Source organism: Bradyrhizobium sp. SYSU BS000235 (assembly GCF_049747295.1).
Classification (GTDB): Bacteria; Pseudomonadota; Alphaproteobacteria; order Rhizobiales; family Xanthobacteraceae; genus Afipia.
On record NZ_JBMHJM010000001.1, the window covers coordinates 293,592 to 314,504 of the forward strand.

Below are 20,913 nucleotides of genomic sequence, written 5' to 3' on the forward strand. Positions count from 1 at the left end.
GATTACCGTCCGCGTCGGCGGCGCTGTTGCCCAAGGCCCATCTTCTTGGCGAGATTGGACCGGGCTACGGCATAGTTCGGTGCAACCATCGGATAGTCCGCCGGCAGCCCCCATTTCTCCCGGTACTGCTCTGGAGTCATGTTGTACTGCGTCCGCAAATGGCGCTTGAGCGACTTGAAGCGTTTGCCATCCTCAAGACACACCAAATAGTCCGGGGTCATCGATTTCTTGACTGAAATCGCTGGTTTAACCGGCTCGAGGGCTGCTTCGGTGCCGCCGGTCGACACGCGTAACAGCGCGGCGTGGATCTGGCTGATCAGCGCCGGGATCTCGGCTGCGGTCGTCGTGTTGTTGCTGACATAGGCCGATACGATGGACGCGGTCAGGTCGACAAAACTCTTCGCGGACGTCTCGCTCATCTTAATGCTTTCGGGCGTTCAAATCCGACGGGCCGAAAAACTCCCGCCGGTCGACGATTTGTTGCCGATTATACTTGTGATTATGGAGAATATAACAGGTCAGACAAGTAAAACACCGTCATAGCAGTGTTTATTTTTAAGAGAGCACTAGTGTCCCGAATCCAAAGGTCCGCCTTATCGTGAGCGCGCTCCGTAGCGGACTTTGGTCGAGAGGACACGAGTAGAAGTTCGCTGCTGGAAAGACTCGCAGGAAAAATCGAGCGAACTTCTCAACACACTGGTTTAACCGCGCTGGTCGAGGTGCGCCCGCAGCTCCTCGATGGAGGCGAAACGGACCATGCCTTCGGGCATCTGCGCTTCGATGGAGCCGTCGGAGTAGAGCGAATAGGCCATTGAATCGACGACCCCGGATTTCACGATCGTCACCGACTCCGTTTCGGCCCGCTTCGGAGGCTGATAGCGCTCGCGCGGTGTCTCGGGTTCGCTGTTTTCAGAAGTCGCCGTACGCGAGAGACGGCTGCTCCGCAGCGGGGACGGATCACGCCGCGGCCGTTCACGTTGCGGCCACGCTGTCTCAAAAAGACTTCCAGGCTCAGGATTGGACCGATTTTGACCGGCCTCCTCTCCCGATAGTTCCTCGGTGGAGGGCTGATGGCTCGGCATTTCCTCGGCGTGCGATTCGTCTCGCACCTCGAGCTCGCGAGGAGTTTGGTCCCGCCGCCGCGATGAAAACAAGAGGTTGCGCCGCTGCTGTCGTTGCGCGGCCGGTGACATCGCCTCGGATGCGTCCGCCGCGGCTGAGTTGCGCGAGCGGGTCTGATTGTCCTGCCAGGGTGCCGGGTCTTCAGCCGCCCGCTCCGGCTCTGCCGAGCGCGACGCGTGTAACGGCTCGTGAGGCGAGCGATCTGGGAAGCTTTCAGTGGTTCGAGACCGATCCCGGGAAAACAGCATATCCTCCCGGTTTGACCGCCCGACCGGCGCAGGCGGCACTGGATCCGGAGCGTTCTTGCCAGAGCGGATGACATCTACGAGATCGCTTGCTTCACGGCCTCCCGCGAGAGGTGGATTTGCAGGAATCCCGGCCTCCAGCCGGCGGGCCAAAGCTTTCAATTCACGTCCCACAAAGGAGAGGCCAATCAGCAGCAGACCTGTGCAGGACACCACCGTTCCGGCAACGATCATGGTGTTGCCGAAGCTGAATTCCTTGATCGGAACTCCGAACACGACCGTCAGAAGGCCAACACAGAGCACGACCGTTCCGCCGATCAACAGCGCAATCATTACAAACTCCCCAAGCTGCGGGAACTCGTGCCGCAGTGCATTATAATACTTTCATATTATTCCCATTACCAATTGGTAACTTTATGCCCACCCGGAGCATAATTCTCGCGGAGCTCAGACGCGTCAAAAAAGCCCGGCAACCGTCTGGATCAGCGACACAATCTATAGGTTTCGGAAAAGATCTTTACCTTGCCACAAATGCTGCGTTGCATCAGGAAAAATGCGCCACAATTGGCAATTACTTCAACATCTAACTGAGATACATTGTTCCCGGGGAATGGCCTTCGTTGAATGAAGGCACGGGACACCGGGTTTATCAACTGACCATGTCATCCATCACGACATCAGCGATCGAACTGCCTGCGCGGCGCTCGATCGAACAGGTAAGTGACGATCTCGCCATTGCCGTTTTGGCCGTGGTGAGCATTATCGCAGGTCTGACGTTCCGTGACTATGGTCTTGGCTGGGACGATTATACGCATGCGGAGTATGCCGACCTCCTGCTGAAAATGTTCAGCAGCGGCTTTACGGACACCAGCGCGTTGTCGTTCGCCAACCTGTACATGTATGGCGGCGGCTTCGACATGGTCGCGGCCTTGCTTCACAAGGTTGTTCCGCTCGAATTGTTCGAAACGCGGCGACTGGTCGGCGCGATCGTGGGCGTCATTGGCCTTGGCGTCACATGGCGGCTGGCGCGGCGGATCAGTGGGCCGATTGCAGGTCTTGCTGCATTGCTCCTGCTCGCGCTGTGCCCGATCTTCTACGGCCACATGTTTATGAACCCGAAGGATGCGCCGTTCGCCGTCGCGATGGTGATCCTGATGCTCGGGCTTGTCAGACTGGCCCAAGAATACCCGGCCCCATCACCGCATACTATTCTGATCATTGGGCTAGGCGCCGGGCTCTCCATCGGTTCGCGTATCCTGGGCGGCCTCGCCCTGCTCTACGCTGTGGCGGGATTCATGCCGATCTGGATTGCGGATATCCGCGAACAGGGCTTGCGTGAAGCAGGTCACCGGCTTGGACACGTTTTGTATGTTCTGCTGCCGGCCATCCTACTTGGCTATCTGGTCATGGGCTTGATCTGGCCGTGGTCGATCATCGAGCCCGCCAATCCGTTTCGCGCGCTGACCTACTTTTCGCACTTCTTTGAAAAGCCGTGGAAGGAATTGTTTGACGGCGCGATTGTCTCCGTACCGGACATGCCCTGGTCGTATCTGCCGACGTTGTTCGCGCTGCAGCTTCCGGAGGTCATGCTTGCACTGCTCGGAGCCGGCGTGATTGGTACGCTTGTGTCGCTGACCCGCGGCAACGTCGACGCCAAGCGCAAAACCATTTTGTCCATGTTGACGCTTGCCGCCATGCTTCCCCTCATCATTGCGATGGTGAAGCGGCCGGCCCTCTACAACGGCATTCGCCACTTCATCTTCGTCATTCCGCCGATGGCGGTTCTCGGCGGTGTAGCGTTCGCGGCCATTTTCAACCGGTTGCGAGAGCGCGGCTGGAAAGCTCAGGCCGCTTTGGTCACGGTGTTCATTCTTGGTCTGGTGCTGCCGCTGAATGAGATGATCCGCCTGCACCCCTATCAATACACCCACTTCAACCAGATTGCCGGTACGGTTCGGGGCGCGGACAACCGCTATATGCTCGACTATTGGGGACTTGCCCTCAAACAGGCGTCGGAAGGCTTACGGCAGGAGATCGTCGAAAAGCATGAAGTTGCACCGCGTAACCGCAAATGGCGTGTTGCGGTCTGTGGACCTCAGCGCCCCGCTCAAGTGGCCCTCGGCCCGGAGTTCACCATCGGCTGGGATAGCCATGCGGCCGATTTCGCGATGACGCTCGGGGAATTCTACTGCAAAGGATTGAATGCCCCGGTGGTCGTTGAGATCAAGCGGGACGACGTTGTCTACGCGCGCGTCTACGATATCCGCGGCAAGAGCATCGCGAGCCTGCTGGCCATTCCTGCCCCGTAGCCGCCACGGCATAGCCGCCGTGCAACGAGTACGTGTTGCTGCGACGATCTCCCGGCGTTAGCTTTGGTTAGAAAGCCTATGAACTTTGGGCTCACAAAACCGCGGGAGAAACGTTCCATGTCGCCAGCCGAAGCTGCTCGTCTGAAAGAAGTCCAGTCAACTATGTCTGAGGCCGAGTGGTCGCAGCGCGTCAACCTTGCGGCAGCTTATCGGCTGGTTGCGCTGTATGGCTGGGACGATCTGGTCGACACCCATATCTCGGCACGCGTTCCCGGCCCCGAGCATCATTTCCTGATCAACCCATACGGCCTGATGTTTGACGAGATTACCGCGTCAAGCCTCGTGAAGGTCGACCTCGACGGCAACCAGCTGACGCCGAGCGCGTACAAGATCAATCCCGCGGGCTTTACGATCCACTCCGCCATTCACGAAGTCCGGGAAGACGCCGGCTGCGTGATGCACCTGCACACCCCGGACGGCACGGCTGTTGCAAGCTGCATGGAAGGTCTGCTCCCGCTTAACCAGACCGCCCAGCTCGTCACCGGCGACCTTGCCTACCATGACTATGAAGGTATCGCGCTGGACCATGACGAGCGCCCGCGCATCCAGAAGGATCTCGGCGAAAAGAATATTCTGTTGCTGCGCAATCACGGCACACTGACCGTCGGCCGTTCGGTCGCGTCTGCATTCGAGCGCATGTATCATCTGGAGCGCGCATGCACGATGCAGGTGCGTACCCGCATGCTCGGGCCCACAGCCTATCCGGTCGACAAATTGGTGATCGAAAAGAACGAGAAGCTGGTCAGCGATCCGGATCGTTCCGATTTGCGTTCGACGAAACTCGTCTGGCCGCCGTTGCTGCGCAAGCTTGACAGGATCGACCCGAGCTACAAGAATTAATCCGTCAGCCTCTACACTGACCAGACGACAAACGCCGCCCAATTCCGGGCGGCGTTTTTACTTTTGCAGACACCATCAACTACGAGCGTCTGCAAAGGCAGCCAGAATGCGCGCCCAGGACCGGATGCCCTTGTGGAAGCTCTGCAGGTCGTATTTCTCGTTCGGCGAGTGAATATTGTCATCCTCGAGCCCGAACCCGATCAGCACCGTTTCGAGGCCAAGCGTGCGCTTGAAGTCCGCGACGATCGGTATTGATGCCCCCGAGCCGATCAGCAATGCGTCCTTGCCCCATTCGTCGGTCAAAGCGCGCTTCGCCGCCGCAAGCGGCTTCATCCCCCAATCGAGCGCAATGGCCGGCGCACCCGCATGATCGGTGAACTCAGCGGAACAATCTGCTGGAAGGCGCGCCGTGACGAAATCGCGGAAGGCTTTGCGGATCTTCTCGGGATCCTGACCCTCCACGAGACGGAATGACACCTTTGCCGAGGCTTCCGCCGGAATGACGGTCTTTGACCCCTCACCCGTGTAACCACCCACGATACCGTTGATGTCACAGGTTGGGCGTGACGAGATCTGTTCGATCAGCAGGCGGTCCTTTTCGCCTGCCGGCTCGGAGAGGCCGATCGGCTTCAGGAACGTTTCGGCTGAAAGATTCAATCCCTTCCACTGCGCCAGAATATCCGGCGGCAAGTCCTTCACGCCGTCATAGAAGCCGGGAATGGTGATGCGTCCGTTCTCGTCGAACAGGCCACCGAGTATCCGCGTCAGCACACGGATCGGATTCTGCGCGCCGCCGCCGAAAATGCCGGAATGCAAATCACGGTTGGCCGCTTTGATCTTGACCTCGTCGTAGACGAGGCCGCGTAGCGATGTGGTGATCGCCGGCGTATTCGGATCCCACATGCCGGTGTCGCACACCAAGACGAAGTCGGCAGCAAAGTCTTTTTTGTGCTTGTCGAGAAACGGCCCAAAGTTCTTGGAGCCGATTTCCTCTTCGCCTTCGATCAGGATCGTCACGTCCAGCGGCAACGAGCCGGTGACGTTTTTCCAGGCCCGGCAGGCTTCGACGAACGTCATCAGCTGACCTTTGTCGTCCTCAGCCCCACGCGCCACGATGATCTTGCGGCCATCGGCGTGATTGGTAACAACCGGTTCGAACGGAGGCCGATGCCACAGATCCAACGGATCGACCGGCTGCACATCATAATGCCCGTAGAACAGAACGTGAGCCCCACCGGCGCCATTGCTCTTGCCGACAATCGCCGGATGGCCCGCGGTTGGGCGAACCTCGGTCGAAAAACCGATACTGGCTATGTCGGCAGCAAGATGCTCCGCCGCCTTGCGGCAATCCTCGGCAAAGGCAGGGTCAGCCGAAATCGACTTGATCCGTAACAGAGCGAACAGCCGCTCGAGGCTCTTGTCGAAGTCGGCATCAATGCGCGCAAGCACATCGGAAAGCGCAGCGGTCTTTGTCATGATAGAACTCCGAATTCTTGAAACGACTATCGACGCAGCAGGCCACCGAGCGCGCCACGGACAAGGGCGCGGCCGATCGACCCGCCCAGTGAGCCGCCCACGGACTTGCCGAGATCGGAAACCACGCCTCCGAGCACTTTGTTGGTCACGGTGCGGGTTACATCACGGGCAATGACTTGCGTCGTCGATAGCCTTTTTCCGCGTGGCGTATCGGTACCAAAGATGCCTCCGACGATCGAACCAAGCTGACCGAGAACACCGCCTTCCGAAGCTTCTGTTGTCGCAGCGGCACCCGCGACGCGTTTCTGAAGCACCTCATAGGCGGATTCAGAATCGATCGTGGTGTCGTATTTCCCTTTGACCGGGCTCGCCGCCATGATCGCTTTGCGCTCGTCCGGGGTAATCGGCCCGATCCGGGCTGTCGGCGGACGAACCATCACGCGTTCGACCATGGCGGGCGTGCCATTACCCTCCAGGAACGATACCAGTGCCTCGCCCTTCCCCAATTCCGTGATGACTTGGGCTGTATCGAGTGCCGGATTGGGCCGGAAGGTCTCGGCGGCCGCCTGCACGGCTTTCTGGTCACGCGGCGTGAATGCACGCAGAGCGTGCTGAACGCGGTTGCCAAGCTGGGCAAGAACCTTATCAGGCACGTCGATCGGATTTTGCGTCACGAAGTAGACGCCGACACCTTTGGAGCGGATCAGGCGCACCACCTGCTCGATCTTGTCCATCAAGGCCTTTGGTGCGTCGTTGAACAGCAGATGCGCCTCGTCAAAGAAGAACACGAGCTTCGGCAACGGCGCATCGCCAACTTCAGGAAGCTCCTCGAACAATTCCGACAGCATCCACAACAGGAATGTCGCATAGAGCTTCGGATTCTGCATCAACTTGTCCGCGACGAGGATGTTCACCATCCCCCGGCGATTGGAGTCGGTCCGCATGAAGTCTTTCAGCTGCAATGCCGGCTCGCCGAAGAACTTGTCAGCTCCCTGGTTCTCGAGCACAAGCAACTGGCGTTGGATCGTGCCCACCGTCTGCTTGGAGACGTTGCCGTACTGAGTGGTCAATTCATCTGCGTGTTCGGCAACGAAAGCCAAGATTGCGCGCAGATCCTTCATATCGAGCAGCAGCAAGCCCTGCTCGTCCGCCACGCGGAACGCAATGTTGAGGACGCCCTCCTGCACATCATTGAGGTCCATCATCCGCGAGAGCAAAAGCGGTCCCATTTCAGAAACCGTCGCTCGAACCGGATGGCCCTGCTCACCAAAAACATCCCAAAAGACCGTCGAAAACTGATCGGGCTGAAAAGCAAGCCCCATTTGCTTGGCACGGCTTAAGATAAAGTCCTTCGCCTCTCCCATCTCGGAGATACCCGACAGGTCACCCTTGATGTCCGCGGCAAAGACCGGCACTCCCGCACGGGCAAAGCCTTCCGCCATGACCTGAAGCGTAACGGTCTTACCGGTCCCCGTCGCACCGGTCGCAAGGCCGTGCCTGTTGGCAAGCGCGAGTGTCAGGAAGGCAGGCTGTTCGCCCTTGCCGATAAACATCATCGTGTCGGTGTCGGCGGATGCCACGCTCGCCGCAGCGGCAGGCGGCTTGGTCGCCGTCGTGGATTTCGACGTTGAAGCGGTCTTGGAGGTTTTCTTTGCCATTGCCTTGTCTCTCGCAGGCCATCGATATCGTCAGGTAGTCCGAAGCAACACACTATACTGCGTTGGAACTCATCTTGCAGGCGGCAATTGAGCGGTCAACCCGCGACGCTCCGAGCGCTAAGTATAATGTCCAGACATAGAGCGATAGCGCTGCGGCGCTGTGTTCAGTTCCGGACAATGAAAGAAATGATCGTCCCAATAACGAACTTTCGTCGTCGCCATGTGGCTCTATAGCAGTTGCAACACAACATTTTTTGAAACGCCGCGTTCGTTTGGTGCACCTTGATGCGCTTCTAAACCAAAAATACCAATGTCGACGCCTGAGAATGCGACAAAATCGGCAAGCACTCTTGCATCACAGCAACACTTCACTGCCGATTGAACCCAAATGAGCGAATCAAGTGCAGGCATCGCTTGTAATTCATCTCGCACCCGCTCAAGATGAAATCATAAACAAAACATCCGGACACGTAACCGGAACCGACGGGGCATCAGATGGACGGGCTGATTGATCAGCTGGCTGAGAAAGCTGGCCTAGATAGATGTGTGTCGGTACGAAACGTCGATATCGGCGATCTTCAGCACTCAGCTTCCAATTCGGACATCGATAGACAGAAGAAGCCCGCAGCTCATCAAAGCGCTGCTGGAACGCAACACGTTTTTAATTTCGCTTGAAATCATTTTTCAGTACGAGTCCATGACATACTCCATTTCAAAAATTGACGGGCTGGGCCCACAAGCCCAGGCCAAACTGAAAGCAGAAGGCATCCGCACAACCGCTGCCCTCCTCGAACAGGCGAGTACCGTAAAGGCTCGCAAAGCGCTCTCCGCAAAAACCGGGCTCAGCGAACAGCAACTGCTGGCGTGGGCCAATATCGCGGATTGCATGCGGATCAAGGGTATGGGCAAGGCCAAGGCGGAATTGCTTCGTGCAGCCGGCGTCAACACCGTCCGGGAATTTGCGCTTCGTAACCCGGAGCGGCTTGCACAGGCGATGAAAGACGCCAACGACAAGCGTAAGCTTGTTCGGGTGCTCCCCTCGGAAAAGTCCGTTGCACAACTGATCCAGAGTGCGCGCAAGCTGCCTTTGAAGATCAGCTACTAAGGCTGCTGGCTTTCCGTCAAAAGCACACCTCCGTGTCTTGACTCCATGTGACGGACCGCGCAAAGCCACGCCATGATGGCGGAACCGTCCAGATCGTCCGAGGTGCCTGCATCGCGGTACCACGCGCTGTTGCAGCCCTTGCTTGCGCGTTCCTATCCGGCCGTCATGGGTGTGCTCAATGTCACACCTGATTCATTTTCGGATGGCGGCCAGTTTACAAGCGTCGATCTGGCTCTGGCCCAGGCGAAGCGCATGATCGCTGAGGGCGCCGACATTCTCGATATCGGAGCGGAGTCCACCCGTCCCTATGGCTCGGCGCCGGTCTCCGCCGAAGAAGAACTAAGAAGGCTGCAGAGCATCCTGCCGCAGGTTGTCGCCCTCGGGCTTCCCGTGTCCATCGATACCATGAAGGCATCCGTTGCGGCGTGGGCCCTCGGCCAGGGGGCACGGATCGCCAATGACGTATGGGGCCTGCAGCGCGATCCCGAGATGGCGCGGGTGGTTGCGGATCATGACGCCCCCATCATCGTGATGCACAACCGCGATACTATCGATGCCACCATCGACATCATGCAGGATTTGACGGCTTTCTTCGGCCGTTCACTCGACATTGCGGCCAAAGCCGGCGTTGCGCAGAAAAATATCGTGCTCGACCCCGGCATTGGCTTCGGCAAGACGCCCGAACAAAGCATGACGGCGTTGGCACGGCTCGACGAATTGAAGCAATTCGGGCTTCCGCTGCTTGCCGGCGCTTCGCGCAAACGATTTATAGCCACCGTCACACCATCAGAGCCGCACCAGCGACTTGGTGGCTCCATCGCTGCACATCTGATCGCTGTTCAGCGCGGAGCCCGGATCATTCGCACGCATGATGTGGCCGAGACCGTCCAGGCGCTGCGCGTGGCGGCGGCAATCGAGGAGAAACAATGAGCGACACGATCTTCATCAAAGGGCTTTTGATCCACGCTCGCCATGGCCTGCTGGAGCATGAAGCGGAGGTCGGTCAGCGCTTCGTCATCGACCTCGAGCTTTGCATTGATCTGGCGGAATCCTCGCGGACCGACAAGCTTGCGGACACGGTTTCCTATTCCGACGTGGTGGCAAGTGCCATCGCGGCGTTCAAGGGGCGCAATTATTACCTGCTGGAGCGGGCCGCCGGCGCCGTTGCGGAGGCCATCCTCTCAGCGTTCGAGCGGATCAGCACCGTCAAGGTCACCGTGCACAAGCCTCATGCCCCTATTCCCGCGATCTTCGACGATGTCGGCGTGATCATCACGCGCAGCCGGTCTTAGGCTCCGATGGCGAGCGTCCTGATCGCACTCGGTGGCAATGTCGGCGATGTCCGCGCCACGTTCCGCAAGGCGATCGCCAACATCTGCGGCATGGCACAGGCCGCTTTGGTCGCACGATCATCTGACTACATCACCCCGCCGTGGGGTGACGAACAGCAGGACCGTTTTATCAACGCCTGCATCGAGATCGAAACCGCTCTCGATCCTCACGCCCTCCTCTTCACCATGCACAAGGTCGAAAAGAAGTTTGGCCGCGACCGGGCCAATGAGCGGCACTGGGGTCCACGCACGCTGGATCTGGACATGATCGCTTATGATGACGTCCGCATCGATAAGCCGGACCTGACATTGCCCCATCCGCGCCTGTTCGAGCGTGCATTTGTGCTGGTTCCGCTGGCGGAAATCGTACCCGACCGCGTGATCGCCGGGCAGACGCCCCGCCAGGCACTGTCCCGGCTGGCGGTTGAAGGCATCGAACGCCTGCCAGACCTGCCCTGAAAGCCTGAAACAATCATTGGCTTACGTCCCTCCCCGTGGCATTTTCCGGCTAACAAACAACGAGATTGCCGGGAGTTAACCTGCTGAATGTCCACGGAAACTGACGATCTGCGGCTCGCCGCCGATTTTGCACCGGCGTCGCGCGACGACTGGCGGAAGCTGGTCGACGGCGTGCTCAAGGGTGCTCCCTTCGAAAAGCTGACCGGCAAGACCTACGATGGTTTGCGGATCGATCCGATCTATGAGCGCGCGAAGAATGCAGCCGGCATCCCGGGCCGCGCACCGTCAGCCCCGTGGCAGATCATGCAACGCGTAGATCATCCCGATGCGGCAACGGCCAACGCGCAGGCGCTCCATGACCTCGAAAACGGTGCGACGGGCCTGACACTGGTTTTCGCCGGTGCAGAAGGCGCCCACGGGACCGGTCTTGAGCCGACACCTGCGGCGCTCGCACGCGTGCTCGATGGCATCTATCTTGACGCCGGGATCGGGATCGAAATTCAGATCGGTCCCCAGACCCGCAACATGCCAGCGCACTTCGCCGCTCTGCTGCAGCAGAAAGGCATTTCACCCGGCGATGTGGATGTGCGGTTCGGTCGCGATCCGATCGGCGCGACAGCCGTATGGGGCAGCAGCCCCTATCCATGGCCGGACATCGCCAAACCGTTTGGTGCCGGCGTTGCTCAGTTCGCAGCTCAGGGATTTCGCGGACCGCTTGTTGTTGCCGACGGCCGCGTGATTCACGACGCAGGCGGGACAGAAGTTCAAGAGCTTGCCTTCGTGCTCGCCGTCGCGGTGGCCTATTTGCGCGCCATTGACGCAGCCGGTGTGCCTTTGGATGCAGCCCGGCGGATGATCTATGCGCGCCTCAGCGCCGACGCCGATCAATTCCTCACGATGGCGAAATTCCGCGCGCTGCGGCTGCTGTGGGCGCGCGTCCAAGAGAGCTGCGGGTTGACGCCGGAGCCGATGTTTATCGCAGCCGAGACCGCGTGGCGCATGCTGACGCAGCGCGATTCTGACGTGAACATGCTGCGCGCAACCATTGCGACGTTCTCGGCCGCGCTCGGCGGCGCCAACAGCATTACAGTGCTGCCTCACACCCTGGCGCTCGGACTGCCAGACGCTTTCGCACGGCGCATCGCCCGCAACACGCAACTCGTGTTGCTGGAAGAATCCAATCTGGAGAAAGTTGCTGATCCTGCTGCCGGTGCCGGCGGCATCGAAGCGCTGACCCGGCAGCTTGCCGAAGCCGCGTGGGCGCAATTCCAGGAGATCGAGAAAGCCGGCGGCGCGCCCGCAGCTCTTGAGCAGAATATCATCCAAAAGAAGGTCGCCGCTGCGCGTGCCGCACGCGCCGCAAACATTGCAAAGCGCCGCGATGTCCTGACCGGCGCCAGCGAATTTCCGAACCTGAATGAGAAAACACCGGCTGTGCTGGATGCCAAGCCGGTCGAGCTTCCGCCCTATGGCGAAGCCAAGATCGCATTCGACGCACTGTTGCCTATCCGGCTTGCCGCGCCGTTTGAGGCGCTGCGCGATGCGTCCGACACAGCGCTGAAGACGACAGGATCGCGGCCCAAGGTGTTTCTCGCCAATCTCGGAACGGCCGCGGACTTCACGGCGCGTGCGACCTTCGCAAAGAGCTTCTTTGAAGCAGGCGGCATCGAAGCCGTCGATAGCCATGGTTTTTCGGACCCGGAGAAGCTTGTCTCAGCGTTCAAGGGAGCAAACGCCTCCCTGGTCTGCCTCTGCTCCTCGGACAAAACCTACGCCAGCCACGCCGTCGCGGCCGCGCAGGCACTCCGCAGCGCGGGCGCCGAACACATCTATTTGGCAGGCCGCCCCGGCGATCTGGAGGCTGATCTGCGGGCGGCGGGGGTCAACGACTTCATTTTCGCGGGCGCGGATGCGCTTGCGACATTGCGGGCGGCCCACGATATTCTGGGTACACGGCAGAACTGACAGCGGGCGCATGACGGACATCACCGGCCCAAAGATCGTTGTGGCGGACAAGACAGCCCGGAAACACCGGCGGCTGGAGCGTCAGTTGCGCGCACTGCACGCCATGCAGGCCCATCTGAACGTCAAGGATATCGTCTGCGCAATTCTGGCTATTCCTGCGTTGACGCTGCTGTGTCTGACCGTGGCCTTGAAACTGCATATGGCGTCGGAATCAATCCCGCTCGCCATGTTGGGAGCTGCCGCTGCCGGAACCCTGATCTGGTGGATCGGACGGCGCTGGTTCATCCTGGCGTTATTGATTGTGTATGCGTTGTTGCTGATCCTTTTTGAGTCAGCGGACTTCGATCTATCTGGACTAGACGTGAACTCAAAAAGATCCCGTCGCGACAAACTCGACGCGGCCATTGCCAAACGCGAAGCTATGCTGCGCGAATTGAACAGGACCACCTCATGATCCCCGACTTTACAAAGATCGAGTTTGACCCAACTCAGCTTGCCTCGGGACAAGTCGGCATGAAGGAGCCCTGGCTCACGCCGGAAGGCATTCCGGTCAAGTCCAGCTACAGCGAAGCGGATCTCAAGGGCATCGATTTTCTCGAGACGTGGCCTGGCATCGCGCCTTATCTGCGCGGTCCTTACCCGACCATGTACGTCAATCAGCCGTGGACCGTGCGCCAGTACGCCGGATTTTCGACGGCCGAGGACTCCAACGCTTTCTATCGCCGCAACCTTGCGGCCGGCCAGAAGGGGCTCTCGGTCGCCTTCGACCTCGCCACCCACCGCGGCTATGACTCGGATCATCCGCGTGTCTCCGGCGACGTCGGCATGGCCGGCGTTGCGATCGACTCGATCTATGACATGCGCACGTTGTTCGCTGGCATCCCGCTCGACCAGATGAGCGTGTCGATGACCATGAACGGCGCGGTGCTGCCGATCCTGGCGTTGTTCGTCGTCGCCGCCGAAGAACAGGGCGTACCGCCGGAAAAGCTGTCGGGCACCATTCAGAACGACATTCTGAAAGAGTTCATGGTGCGCAACACCTACATCTATCCGCCCTCACCTTCGATGCGGATCATCTCGGACATCTTCGGCTTCACATCGCAGAAGATGCCGAAGTTCAATTCGATCTCGATCTCCGGCTATCACATGCAGGAAGCGGGTGCGACGCAGGATCTCGAGCTGGCCTATACGCTGGCGGACGGCGTCGAATATGTCCGCGCCGGCATGGCGGCCGGCCTCGACATCGATCGCTTTGCGCCGCGGCTGTCGTTCTTCTGGGCGATCGGCATGAATTTCTTCATGGAAGTCGCCAAGATGCGCGCGGCCCGCTTGCTCTGGGCCAAGCTGATGAAGGAATTCAACCCGAAGGATGCACGCTCGCTGTCGCTGCGAACTCACTGTCAAACCTCGGGCTGGTCGCTGACCGCGCAGGACGTCTTCAACAACGTTGTGCGCACCAACATCGAGGCGATGGCCGCCACCCAGGGCCATACCCAATCGCTTCATACAAATGCGCTCGACGAAGCGCTCGCGCTCCCGACCGACTTTTCGGCCCGCATCGCGCGCAACACGCAGCTTTTCCTCCAGCAGGAAAGCGGCACCACGCAGATTGTCGACCCTTGGGGCGGTTCATTCTACGTCGAGCGGCTCACCCATGACCTGGCGACAAAGGCGTGGGGTCATATCCAGGAAGTCGAGGCACTGGGCGGCATGGCCAAAGCCATCGAAGCCGGCGTTCCGAAGCTGCGCATCGAGGAGGCCTCCGCCAAGACCCAGGCCCGGATCGACGCCGGCAAGCAGTCCGTGATCGGCGTCAACAAGTACAAGCCGGAGAACGAAGCTGCGATCGACGTGCTGAAGGTCGAGAACTCCACCGTGCGCCGTCTGCAGATCGACAAGCTGTCGCGGCTGAAGAAGGAACGCAATCAGGCGGATGTTGACGCGGCACTTGTTGCCCTCACCCGGTCGGCGTCTGAAGGCAACGGCAATCTGTTGGCACTCGCCATTGATGCCGCGCGCGCCAAGGCGACCGTGGGTGAAATTTCCGACGCGATGGAAAAAGTGTTCGGCCGTCATCGGGCCGAAATCAAATCGATTACCGGCGTCTACAAACGCGAGGCTGCCACTATGTCCGACCGGGTTCACAAGGTTCAGGAATTGATCGATGCCTTCGAGGAGGCCGAAGGCCGTAGGCCCCGCATCCTTGTCGCCAAGATCGGCCAGGACGGCCATGACCGCGGCCAGAAAGTGATCGCGTCGGCCTTCGCCGACGTCGGCTTCGACGTCGACATCGGACCGCTGTTCGCCACCGCAGACGAAGCCGCCCGACAGGCCGTCGAAAACGACGTGCACATGCTGGGACTGTCGTCGCTCGCGGCAGCACATCTCACCGCTGTGCCCGAGGTCAAAGCCGCACTCGCAAAGCGCGGCCGCGACGACATCATGATCGTGATCGGCGGTGTCATCCCACCGCAAGATTATGATGCTCTTTACAAGGCCGGTGCCGAAGCGATTTTCCCGCCGGGCACTGTCATTGCGGACGCAGCAGAAGAATTGATCAACAAACTCAACGTACGCCTTGGACATTCGAGCGCGGCGGCCGAGTGACGACGGACGCCATTTTCCTTCAGTCAATGAGGACTGTCTTGCACCAAATGTTTTTTGAAAAGCCGGCGCGTATCGGTCGGATCGCTGCGGGAGCAATATCGTTGACGATGGCTGTGTCGGCCCCCTTTCACACAGCGAATGCGGACGATCCGAAGCCGGATTTCGCGCTCAAAAGCAAAGCGGTGGAAATTACAGTTACGTTGGATGCCGATCTCAAGGCCAATCAGCCGCTCGCCGAGAACCTGCTCGCTGAAGGTAAACGTTGGGCGCAAAAATATCTCGCCGACGCCAATAAAGAACTCAAGGAATCGCCCGAACGATTCAGTGAGGGGCGAACCTGGAGTCTCGACCGCAACTACGAAATGAGATCGGTCGTTGCAGGTCACTATGTGAGCGTCGGGCGGTCCGATTACACGGAGACCGGCGGCGCGCATCCCAACACGGATATCAACACCATCATCTGGGATAACACGACGAGGAAACGCATCAGCATCCGTCCGTTCTTCAGGGAAACCGCCGACGACGGCCCCACACTGAAGGCGATCCTGGAGGCCATCGTTGTGTCGCTTCGGGCGGAGAAGAAGGAGCGCGATACGTACACCTCGGATGCAGACATCAGGCACTACCTTGAACCCAAGCTTCTGAAGATCGGTGCGGTCACGTTCGAGCCGTCTACGGAGGCGGGAAAGAGTTCGGGGTTGAGTTTCGACTATCCCGCCTACGCTGTCGGCGCCTATGTCGAAGGCCCGTATGATGCATTCGTGCCATGGGATGTGCTCAAGCCCTATCTCTCAGCTGAAGGGATTGCGGTGTTCGGCGGCACTCGCCCCGCAGAGACGAGCCAATCCGAAAAATGATGAAAGCCGCGTCGGCCTCCCAACTTGCTGACGATATCCGGCGTGGCGACCGCGCAGCGCTGGCCCGTGCCATCACCTTGGTGGAAAGCCGCCGCGCCGATCATCAGGCGCAGGCGCGCGACCTGGTGCAGGCGCTCTTGCCGCAGACCGGCAAGGCAGTTCGGGTCGGCATTACCGGATCGCCCGGGGTCGGGAAGTCGACAACGATCGATGCGCTGGGAATGGCGTTGATCGCCAAGGGCCACAAGGTCGCGGTGCTGGCGGTTGATCCGTCTTCGGCGCGCACCGGCGGCTCGATCCTCGGTGACAAGACCCGCATGGCCCGGCTCTCCGCCGAAGACAACGCCTTCATCCGGCCTTCGCCGTCGTCCGGCACGCTCGGCGGCGTAGCGGCGAAAACCCGCGAGGCGATGCTCCTGTGCGAAGCTGCCGGCTTCGACGTGATGCTCGTGGAAACGGTGGGCATCGGACAGTCTGAGACCGCCGTTTGCGATATGACCGATTTTTTCCTGGCCTTGATGCTGCCCGGTGCCGGCGACGAACTTCAAGGCATCAAGAAAGGCCTGGTCGAACTGGCCGACATGATCGCCGTTAACAAGGCCGACGGTGACAACCTCAAGCGGGCGCGAACCGCCGCCTCGGAATACAAGGCGGCGCTGCACATCCTGGCGCCGCGATCCGAACACTGGTTTCCCCCGGTCGTCACCTACTCTGCGCTGACCGGCGACGGCATCGACGCGCTGTGGGACAAGGTGCTTGCCCACCGCACTGCCATGCAGGCGTCCGGCGATTTCGAGGCACGCCGTCGCGACCAGCAGGTGAAATGGATGTGGGCGATGCTGGAAGACCGGTTGAAGGCCCGTCTGCGCTCCGATCCCTCCGTCCGCAGCAAGGTCAAGCAAGCCGAGGCTGCTGTTGCCGACGGCCGCATGACGCCTGCCGTCGGCGCGGATACCGTCGTAGCGCTGCTGGAGCGATGATGGGCGACAAAGTCCGCATCCTCATCACCGGCTTTCGGCCCTTTCCGGGCGCCCCCTACAATCCGACAGAGAAACTGGTTGACCGGTTGATGCGGTTACGCCGGCCAGCCTTCGACAATATTGAATGCATCGGCCACGTTTTCCCCGTGACTTATGGCGCGGTCGACCGCCAGTTGCCCGCGCTGATCGAGCGTCATCGCCCTCATGCCCTGCTCATGTTTGGCTTGGCGTCGCGAACACCGCATATGCGCGTCGAGACCCGCGCGCGCAACACGGTCACCCAGATCTGGCCGGATGCCGAGCATACGCGGGTCCAGGGCCGGGCGATTGTTGGCGGTACAAGCGATGCGACACGCCGTTTCGGGCCGCATACGACACGCCTTCTGCGGGTGGCTGAGGACACAGGCGTTGCCGTCAAAAGCTCGCTCAGCGCCGGCTATTATCTCTGCAACTATCTCAGCTGGCGCGCCATCGAAGCCACAAAGGCAGAGAAAGGTCCTCGTCTGGCCGCGTTCATCCACGTGCCGCTGGTTCCGCGTGGCATCGTCTCCAGACGCGCATCACCACGCCGACGCGTCACATTCGAAGAAATGGTCGATGCCGGCGAGGCCATGCTCATGGAAATGGCACGGTTAGCGCGCGGCTACGCAAACAACTGAAATATGAAGCTATCTGGCCAATTTTCGTCTGGCTGCCATACGCGAAGATGAGTTGTGCGCCGCAGCATTCGCGGCCTACACATAAGCTCAGCTTCGCGAGTCCTCCTTCATGACCGATACCAGTGCTAACGGATGGGTGTCATCAGCCCACCGCCCGATGGGGTTTCCCGAATTCGTCGCCATCGTCGCGGCCATCATGGCGCTGAATCCGCTCGCGATGGATCTGATGCTTCCGGCGCTGCCAGATGTCGGCTCGACCTTCCACATCAGCAATGCGAACAGGCTTCAGACGGTCCTTTCGGTCTTCTTAACCGGCTTCGGTGCCGGTCAGTTTGTCATGGGGCCCCTCTCCGACCGTTTCGGCCGGCGGCCAATCCTGCTGCTTGGAATGCTCATCTACGGCGCCGCCGGCATCCTCGCGATCGTCGCGCCATCGTTTGAGGTGTTGCTCCTTGCACGCGCGCTGCAGGGGCTTGGGACGTCGGCGACCCGCGTGATTGCCACGTCCGTGGTTCGCGACTGCTATACCGGCCGCCGCATGGCGAGCGTCATGTCGCTCGCGATGATGATCTTCATTGCTGTTCCAGTCATCGCGCCTTCTTTCGGACAGGCGATTATGCTTGCCACGCAGTGGCGCGGCATTTTCGTCGTGCTCCTGATCTATGGCGTGTTCGCATTGACCTGGAGCGTGCTGAGGCTGCCCGAGACCTTGCCTGTGACTGAGCGCAAATCCCTCGCGCTCAATGTCGTCGCCGCCAACTTCTGGCAGACCATCTCGAACCGCCAGACCATCGGCTATGCCATCGCGGCGGGCAGCATCCAAGGAATCCTGTTCGGCTACGTCTTCTCATCGCAGCAGATCTTCACTGAGATCTACAAACTCGGCCACTATTTCCCGATCGCGTTCGCCGCCGTCGCCATCGGCATTGCCATCGCCGGCTTCCTGAATTCCCGGATTGTCGGCCGTTTCGGCATGCGGGTCATTTCGCACATCGCGCTTGTCGCCCAATTGATCGTTGCGGCTCTGATGCTTGCTGCTGCCTTCAAGGGATGGCTTTCGCTCCCGGTCTACATGATCCTGTCATCGGTCAGCACATTCTCGTTCGGGCTGATGTTCTCGAACTTCACTGCGCTCGCCATGGAGCCGCAGGGCCATATCGCCGGAACCGCGTCATCGCTGTTCGGGTCGATCACGACATTGCTCGGCATCCTGATCGGTTCCACCATCGGCCAACACTACGACGGCACTTTGGTGCCCTTTGCGATCGGAGCCTTTCTCGCCGCGCTGATCGCACTCGTCGTCGTGCTCGTGGTCGAGAAAGGTCGATTGTTCACGCCGCATAACAAGCCGATCTGACGCGTGAGGGTGGATAGATCCTTCCACTCCATTAACCCTACTCCCCGACAAACCCGCTGATTGCCGCGTCTGAAAACCCCGGTTGACGTATTCCTGCATTAGGTCTTGCGCAGGAGCCAACCTCATGGACATCAGCCGTCGCAAACTGATCAATGGATCCGCAACCGCTGCAGCAGCGGGGGCGCTTGCTATGCCTGTCGATCCCGCGCACGCCGCACCGCTGACGTCCGCCCTGGGACGCGACGCCACGCAGTTCGGTGTCCGCCCAAACAGCCCGGACGATCAGACAAGAGCACTCCAGCGCGCCATCAACGAAGCCGCGAATGCGCAAATGCCGTTGGCACTGCCTCCGGGAATCTATCGCACTGGGCAACTGCGTTTGCCGAACGGTGCGCAGCTCGTCGGTGTGCGTGGCGCGACAGTGCTGAAGTTCACCGGCGGTGCGTCCCTCGTCAGCGGCGAGGGATCGAACGGTATCCATCTGTCCAATCTCACCTTCGATGGCGGCGGCATCAAGCTCGACGACCGGCGCGGACTGCTGCACTTCATGAATGGACTCAATGTCCGCATCCACGATTGCGAAATCATCGGTAGCGGCGGTTACGGCATCTGGTTTGAAAACATCGCCGGTGAAGTGCGCGGCAACATCATCCGCAAGACCGCCAATACGGCTTTCACATCCTTCGATGCCCTCGGGCTTCTGGTGACGCAAAACACCATCCAGGACGCATCCGACAACGGCATCGAGATCCTGCGTTACGCCGTTGGCGACGATGGCACGCTGGTCATCAACAACCGGATCGAGGACATCAAGGCGGGTCCGGGCGGGTCTGGACAGCACGGCAACGCCATCAACGCTTTTCGCGCAGGCAATGTCGTGGTCAGCGGCAACCGGATCCGCAATTGCGACTATTCCGGCGTGCGTGGCAACTCAGCGTCAAACATCCACATCACGGACAACAGCATCAGCGATGTGCGCGAGGTCGCACTCTATTCGGAATTCAGTTTTGAAGGTGCGGTGATCGCCAACAACACCGTCGATATTTGCGCCCTGGGCGTCTCGGTCGCCAACTTCAACGAGGGCGGCCGGATCGCGACCGTTCACGGCAATATCATCCGCAACATCCTGCCAAAACGGCCGATCGGTACCGCGCCGGATGACGACGGCGGTGTCGGGATCGTCGTCGAGGCGGATGCCGCGGTGACCGGCAATGTGGTCGAGAATGCCCCGGCCTTCGGCATCATGGCGGGTTGGGGGAAATATCTGCGCGACGTTACGATCACGGGGAATGTGGTCCGCAACGCCTATATCGGCATTGGCGTTTCAGTCGTGCCCGGCGCGGGAACGGCACTGGTCAACGGCAACCTGATTTCCGGGGCTGCGCGGGCATCAATCGTTGGACTGGATCACGCCAAAGTCGTGACGGATGACCTTGGCAAGCAAAATGCCTCACCATTTACCCAGATCGTACTAGGTACCAACGCCGTACGTTGAGGACCGCAGCGCCTGCATCGCCAAGGATGGCTGACTAAAAGATGGCTGGGTAAAGGACGGCCTTGTGAAAGGCGGAGAAGCCAACGAAGGGGCGGCCGGGGATGGAGCATTCTCGGGTCGTAAATCAACCGCAGGCCGCTCAACCGACTGTGCCACCTCGACCTCAACCGGCCTGTCCCGGGCAGTTTCAGGCGGCGCAAGTGTTTCCCAGGCTTTCAGCGCGGCATGGGCCTCGCGGACGATCTTCAGGAATTCCGGCTCGTTGTAATAGAGCTTCCACCGGCCACTCTCGTAGAGCTCAATCAGATATTTGAGCCTGCGTTCAGCGAGCATTCGCCAGCGTACGACGACACTTCGACCCGAGTCTGCAGTAGAGAGCTTGGTCATC

20 protein-coding genes are annotated in these 20,913 nt (G+C 59.9%); 14 read left to right on the top strand and 6 right to left on the bottom strand.

Going from position 1 to position 20,913, the window contains the following annotated elements; genetic code table 11:
- Nucleotides 1–2: 2 nt before the first annotated feature.
- Together ACP0KA_RS01335 and ACP0KA_RS01340 are read right to left on the bottom strand one after the other, a co-directional pair.
- Nucleotides 3–419: a MucR family transcriptional regulator gene (locus ACP0KA_RS01335; protein ID WP_424627039.1), complete on the bottom strand. Its 417-nt coding sequence runs from the start codon at nucleotides 417–419 to the stop codon at nucleotides 3–5.
- 282 nt (nucleotides 420–701) lie between these two features.
- Nucleotides 702–1,700, bottom strand: coding sequence for a hypothetical protein (locus tag ACP0KA_RS01340; RefSeq protein ID WP_424627040.1), 999 nt, complete (start codon nucleotides 1,698–1,700; stop codon nucleotides 702–704).
- Between the two features lie 326 nt (nucleotides 1,701–2,026).
- Between ACP0KA_RS01340 and ACP0KA_RS01345 the strand changes: the two genes are divergently transcribed.
- A complete protein-coding gene (locus tag ACP0KA_RS01345; RefSeq protein ID WP_424631460.1) occupies nucleotides 2,027–3,676 on the top strand; it encodes a glycosyltransferase family 39 protein in 1,650 nt (549 codons plus the stop codon).
- A gap of 117 nt (nucleotides 3,677–3,793) precedes the next feature.
- Nucleotides 3,794–4,576: a class II aldolase/adducin family protein gene (locus ACP0KA_RS01350; protein ID WP_424627041.1), complete on the top strand. Its 783-nt coding sequence runs from the start codon at nucleotides 3,794–3,796 to the stop codon at nucleotides 4,574–4,576.
- Between the two features lie 75 nt (nucleotides 4,577–4,651).
- Here ACP0KA_RS01350 and ACP0KA_RS01355 read toward each other — a convergent pair whose 3' ends face one another.
- The 3 genes from ACP0KA_RS01355 to ACP0KA_RS01365 form a co-directional block, all read right to left on the bottom strand.
- Nucleotides 4,652–6,052 (bottom strand): M20/M25/M40 family metallo-hydrolase, encoded by a 1,401-nt coding sequence (locus ACP0KA_RS01355; RefSeq protein WP_424627042.1) that lies wholly within the window; start codon nucleotides 6,050–6,052, stop codon nucleotides 4,652–4,654.
- A gap of 26 nt (nucleotides 6,053–6,078) precedes the next feature.
- Nucleotides 6,079–7,710 carry a helicase HerA-like C-terminal domain-containing protein gene (locus ACP0KA_RS01360; protein WP_424627043.1) on the bottom strand — a complete coding sequence of 544 codons (1,632 nt, stop codon included), beginning with the start codon at nucleotides 7,708–7,710 and terminating at the stop codon, nucleotides 6,079–6,081.
- A 228-nt stretch (nucleotides 7,711–7,938) separates the two neighbouring features.
- A complete protein-coding gene (locus ACP0KA_RS01365; protein ID WP_424627044.1) occupies nucleotides 7,939–8,121 on the bottom strand; it encodes a hypothetical protein in 183 nt (60 codons plus the stop codon).
- 286 nt (nucleotides 8,122–8,407) lie between these two features.
- On the opposite strand from ACP0KA_RS01365, the gene ACP0KA_RS01370 reads away from it, so the two are divergent.
- The 12 genes from ACP0KA_RS01370 (at nucleotide 8,408) to ACP0KA_RS01425 (ending at nucleotide 20,525) form a co-directional block, all read left to right on the top strand.
- Nucleotides 8,408–8,815 carry a DUF4332 domain-containing protein gene (locus ACP0KA_RS01370; RefSeq protein ID WP_424627045.1) on the top strand — a complete coding sequence of 136 codons (408 nt, stop codon included), beginning with the start codon at nucleotides 8,408–8,410 and terminating at the stop codon, nucleotides 8,813–8,815.
- 72 nt (nucleotides 8,816–8,887) lie between these two features.
- On the top strand, nucleotides 8,888–9,745 hold the full coding sequence (gene folP / locus ACP0KA_RS01375; protein ID WP_424627046.1) for a dihydropteroate synthase: 858 nt from the start codon (nucleotides 8,888–8,890) through the stop codon (nucleotides 9,743–9,745).
- Complete coding sequence (gene folB / locus ACP0KA_RS01380) at nucleotides 9,742–10,107, top strand: dihydroneopterin aldolase (protein WP_424627047.1); 366 nt, start codon at nucleotides 9,742–9,744, stop codon at nucleotides 10,105–10,107. The genes folP and folB overlap by 4 nt, the downstream gene beginning before the upstream one ends.
- A gap of 6 nt (nucleotides 10,108–10,113) precedes the next feature.
- Complete coding sequence (gene folK, locus ACP0KA_RS01385) at nucleotides 10,114–10,605, top strand: 2-amino-4-hydroxy-6-hydroxymethyldihydropteridine diphosphokinase (protein ID WP_424627048.1); 492 nt, start codon at nucleotides 10,114–10,116, stop codon at nucleotides 10,603–10,605.
- 87 nt (nucleotides 10,606–10,692) lie between these two features.
- Complete coding sequence (locus ACP0KA_RS01390; protein WP_424627049.1) at nucleotides 10,693–12,570, top strand: methylmalonyl-CoA mutase family protein; 1,878 nt, start codon at nucleotides 10,693–10,695, stop codon at nucleotides 12,568–12,570.
- 10 nt (nucleotides 12,571–12,580) lie between these two features.
- The gene (locus ACP0KA_RS01395) at nucleotides 12,581–13,024 is read left to right on the top strand and encodes a hypothetical protein (protein ID WP_424627050.1); all 444 of its coding nucleotides are present in this window, start codon (nucleotides 12,581–12,583) and stop codon (nucleotides 13,022–13,024) included.
- Complete coding sequence (gene scpA, locus ACP0KA_RS01400) at nucleotides 13,021–15,177, top strand: methylmalonyl-CoA mutase (protein ID WP_424627051.1); 2,157 nt, start codon at nucleotides 13,021–13,023, stop codon at nucleotides 15,175–15,177. The genes ACP0KA_RS01395 and scpA overlap by 4 nt, the downstream gene beginning before the upstream one ends.
- A 107-nt stretch (nucleotides 15,178–15,284) precedes the next feature.
- Nucleotides 15,285–16,034, top strand: coding sequence for a hypothetical protein (locus tag ACP0KA_RS01405; protein ID WP_424627052.1), 750 nt, complete (start codon nucleotides 15,285–15,287; stop codon nucleotides 16,032–16,034).
- Entirely contained in the window at nucleotides 16,034–17,014 is a 981-nt protein-coding gene (gene meaB / locus ACP0KA_RS01410) for a methylmalonyl Co-A mutase-associated GTPase MeaB (RefSeq protein ID WP_424627053.1), read from the top strand. Before ACP0KA_RS01405 ends, meaB begins: the two co-directional genes overlap by 1 nt.
- Complete coding sequence (locus ACP0KA_RS01415; protein WP_424627054.1) at nucleotides 17,014–17,673, top strand: pyroglutamyl-peptidase I; 660 nt, start codon at nucleotides 17,014–17,016, stop codon at nucleotides 17,671–17,673. Before meaB ends, ACP0KA_RS01415 begins: the two co-directional genes overlap by 1 nt.
- 109 nt (nucleotides 17,674–17,782) lie before the next feature.
- Complete coding sequence (locus ACP0KA_RS01420) at nucleotides 17,783–19,030, top strand: multidrug effflux MFS transporter (RefSeq protein ID WP_424627055.1); 1,248 nt, start codon at nucleotides 17,783–17,785, stop codon at nucleotides 19,028–19,030.
- Nucleotides 19,031–19,154: 124 nt separating this feature from the next.
- Nucleotides 19,155–20,525 carry a TIGR03808 family TAT-translocated repetitive protein gene (locus tag ACP0KA_RS01425; RefSeq protein ID WP_424627056.1) on the top strand — a complete coding sequence of 457 codons (1,371 nt, stop codon included), beginning with the start codon at nucleotides 19,155–19,157 and terminating at the stop codon, nucleotides 20,523–20,525.
- Here ACP0KA_RS01425 and ACP0KA_RS01430 read toward each other — a convergent pair.
- Nucleotides 20,502–20,912: a TIGR03809 family protein gene (locus tag ACP0KA_RS01430; protein WP_424627057.1), complete on the bottom strand. Its 411-nt coding sequence runs from the start codon at nucleotides 20,910–20,912 to the stop codon at nucleotides 20,502–20,504. The genes ACP0KA_RS01425 and ACP0KA_RS01430 overlap by 24 nt on opposite strands.
- Between the last annotated feature and the right edge of the window lies 1 nt (nucleotide 20,913).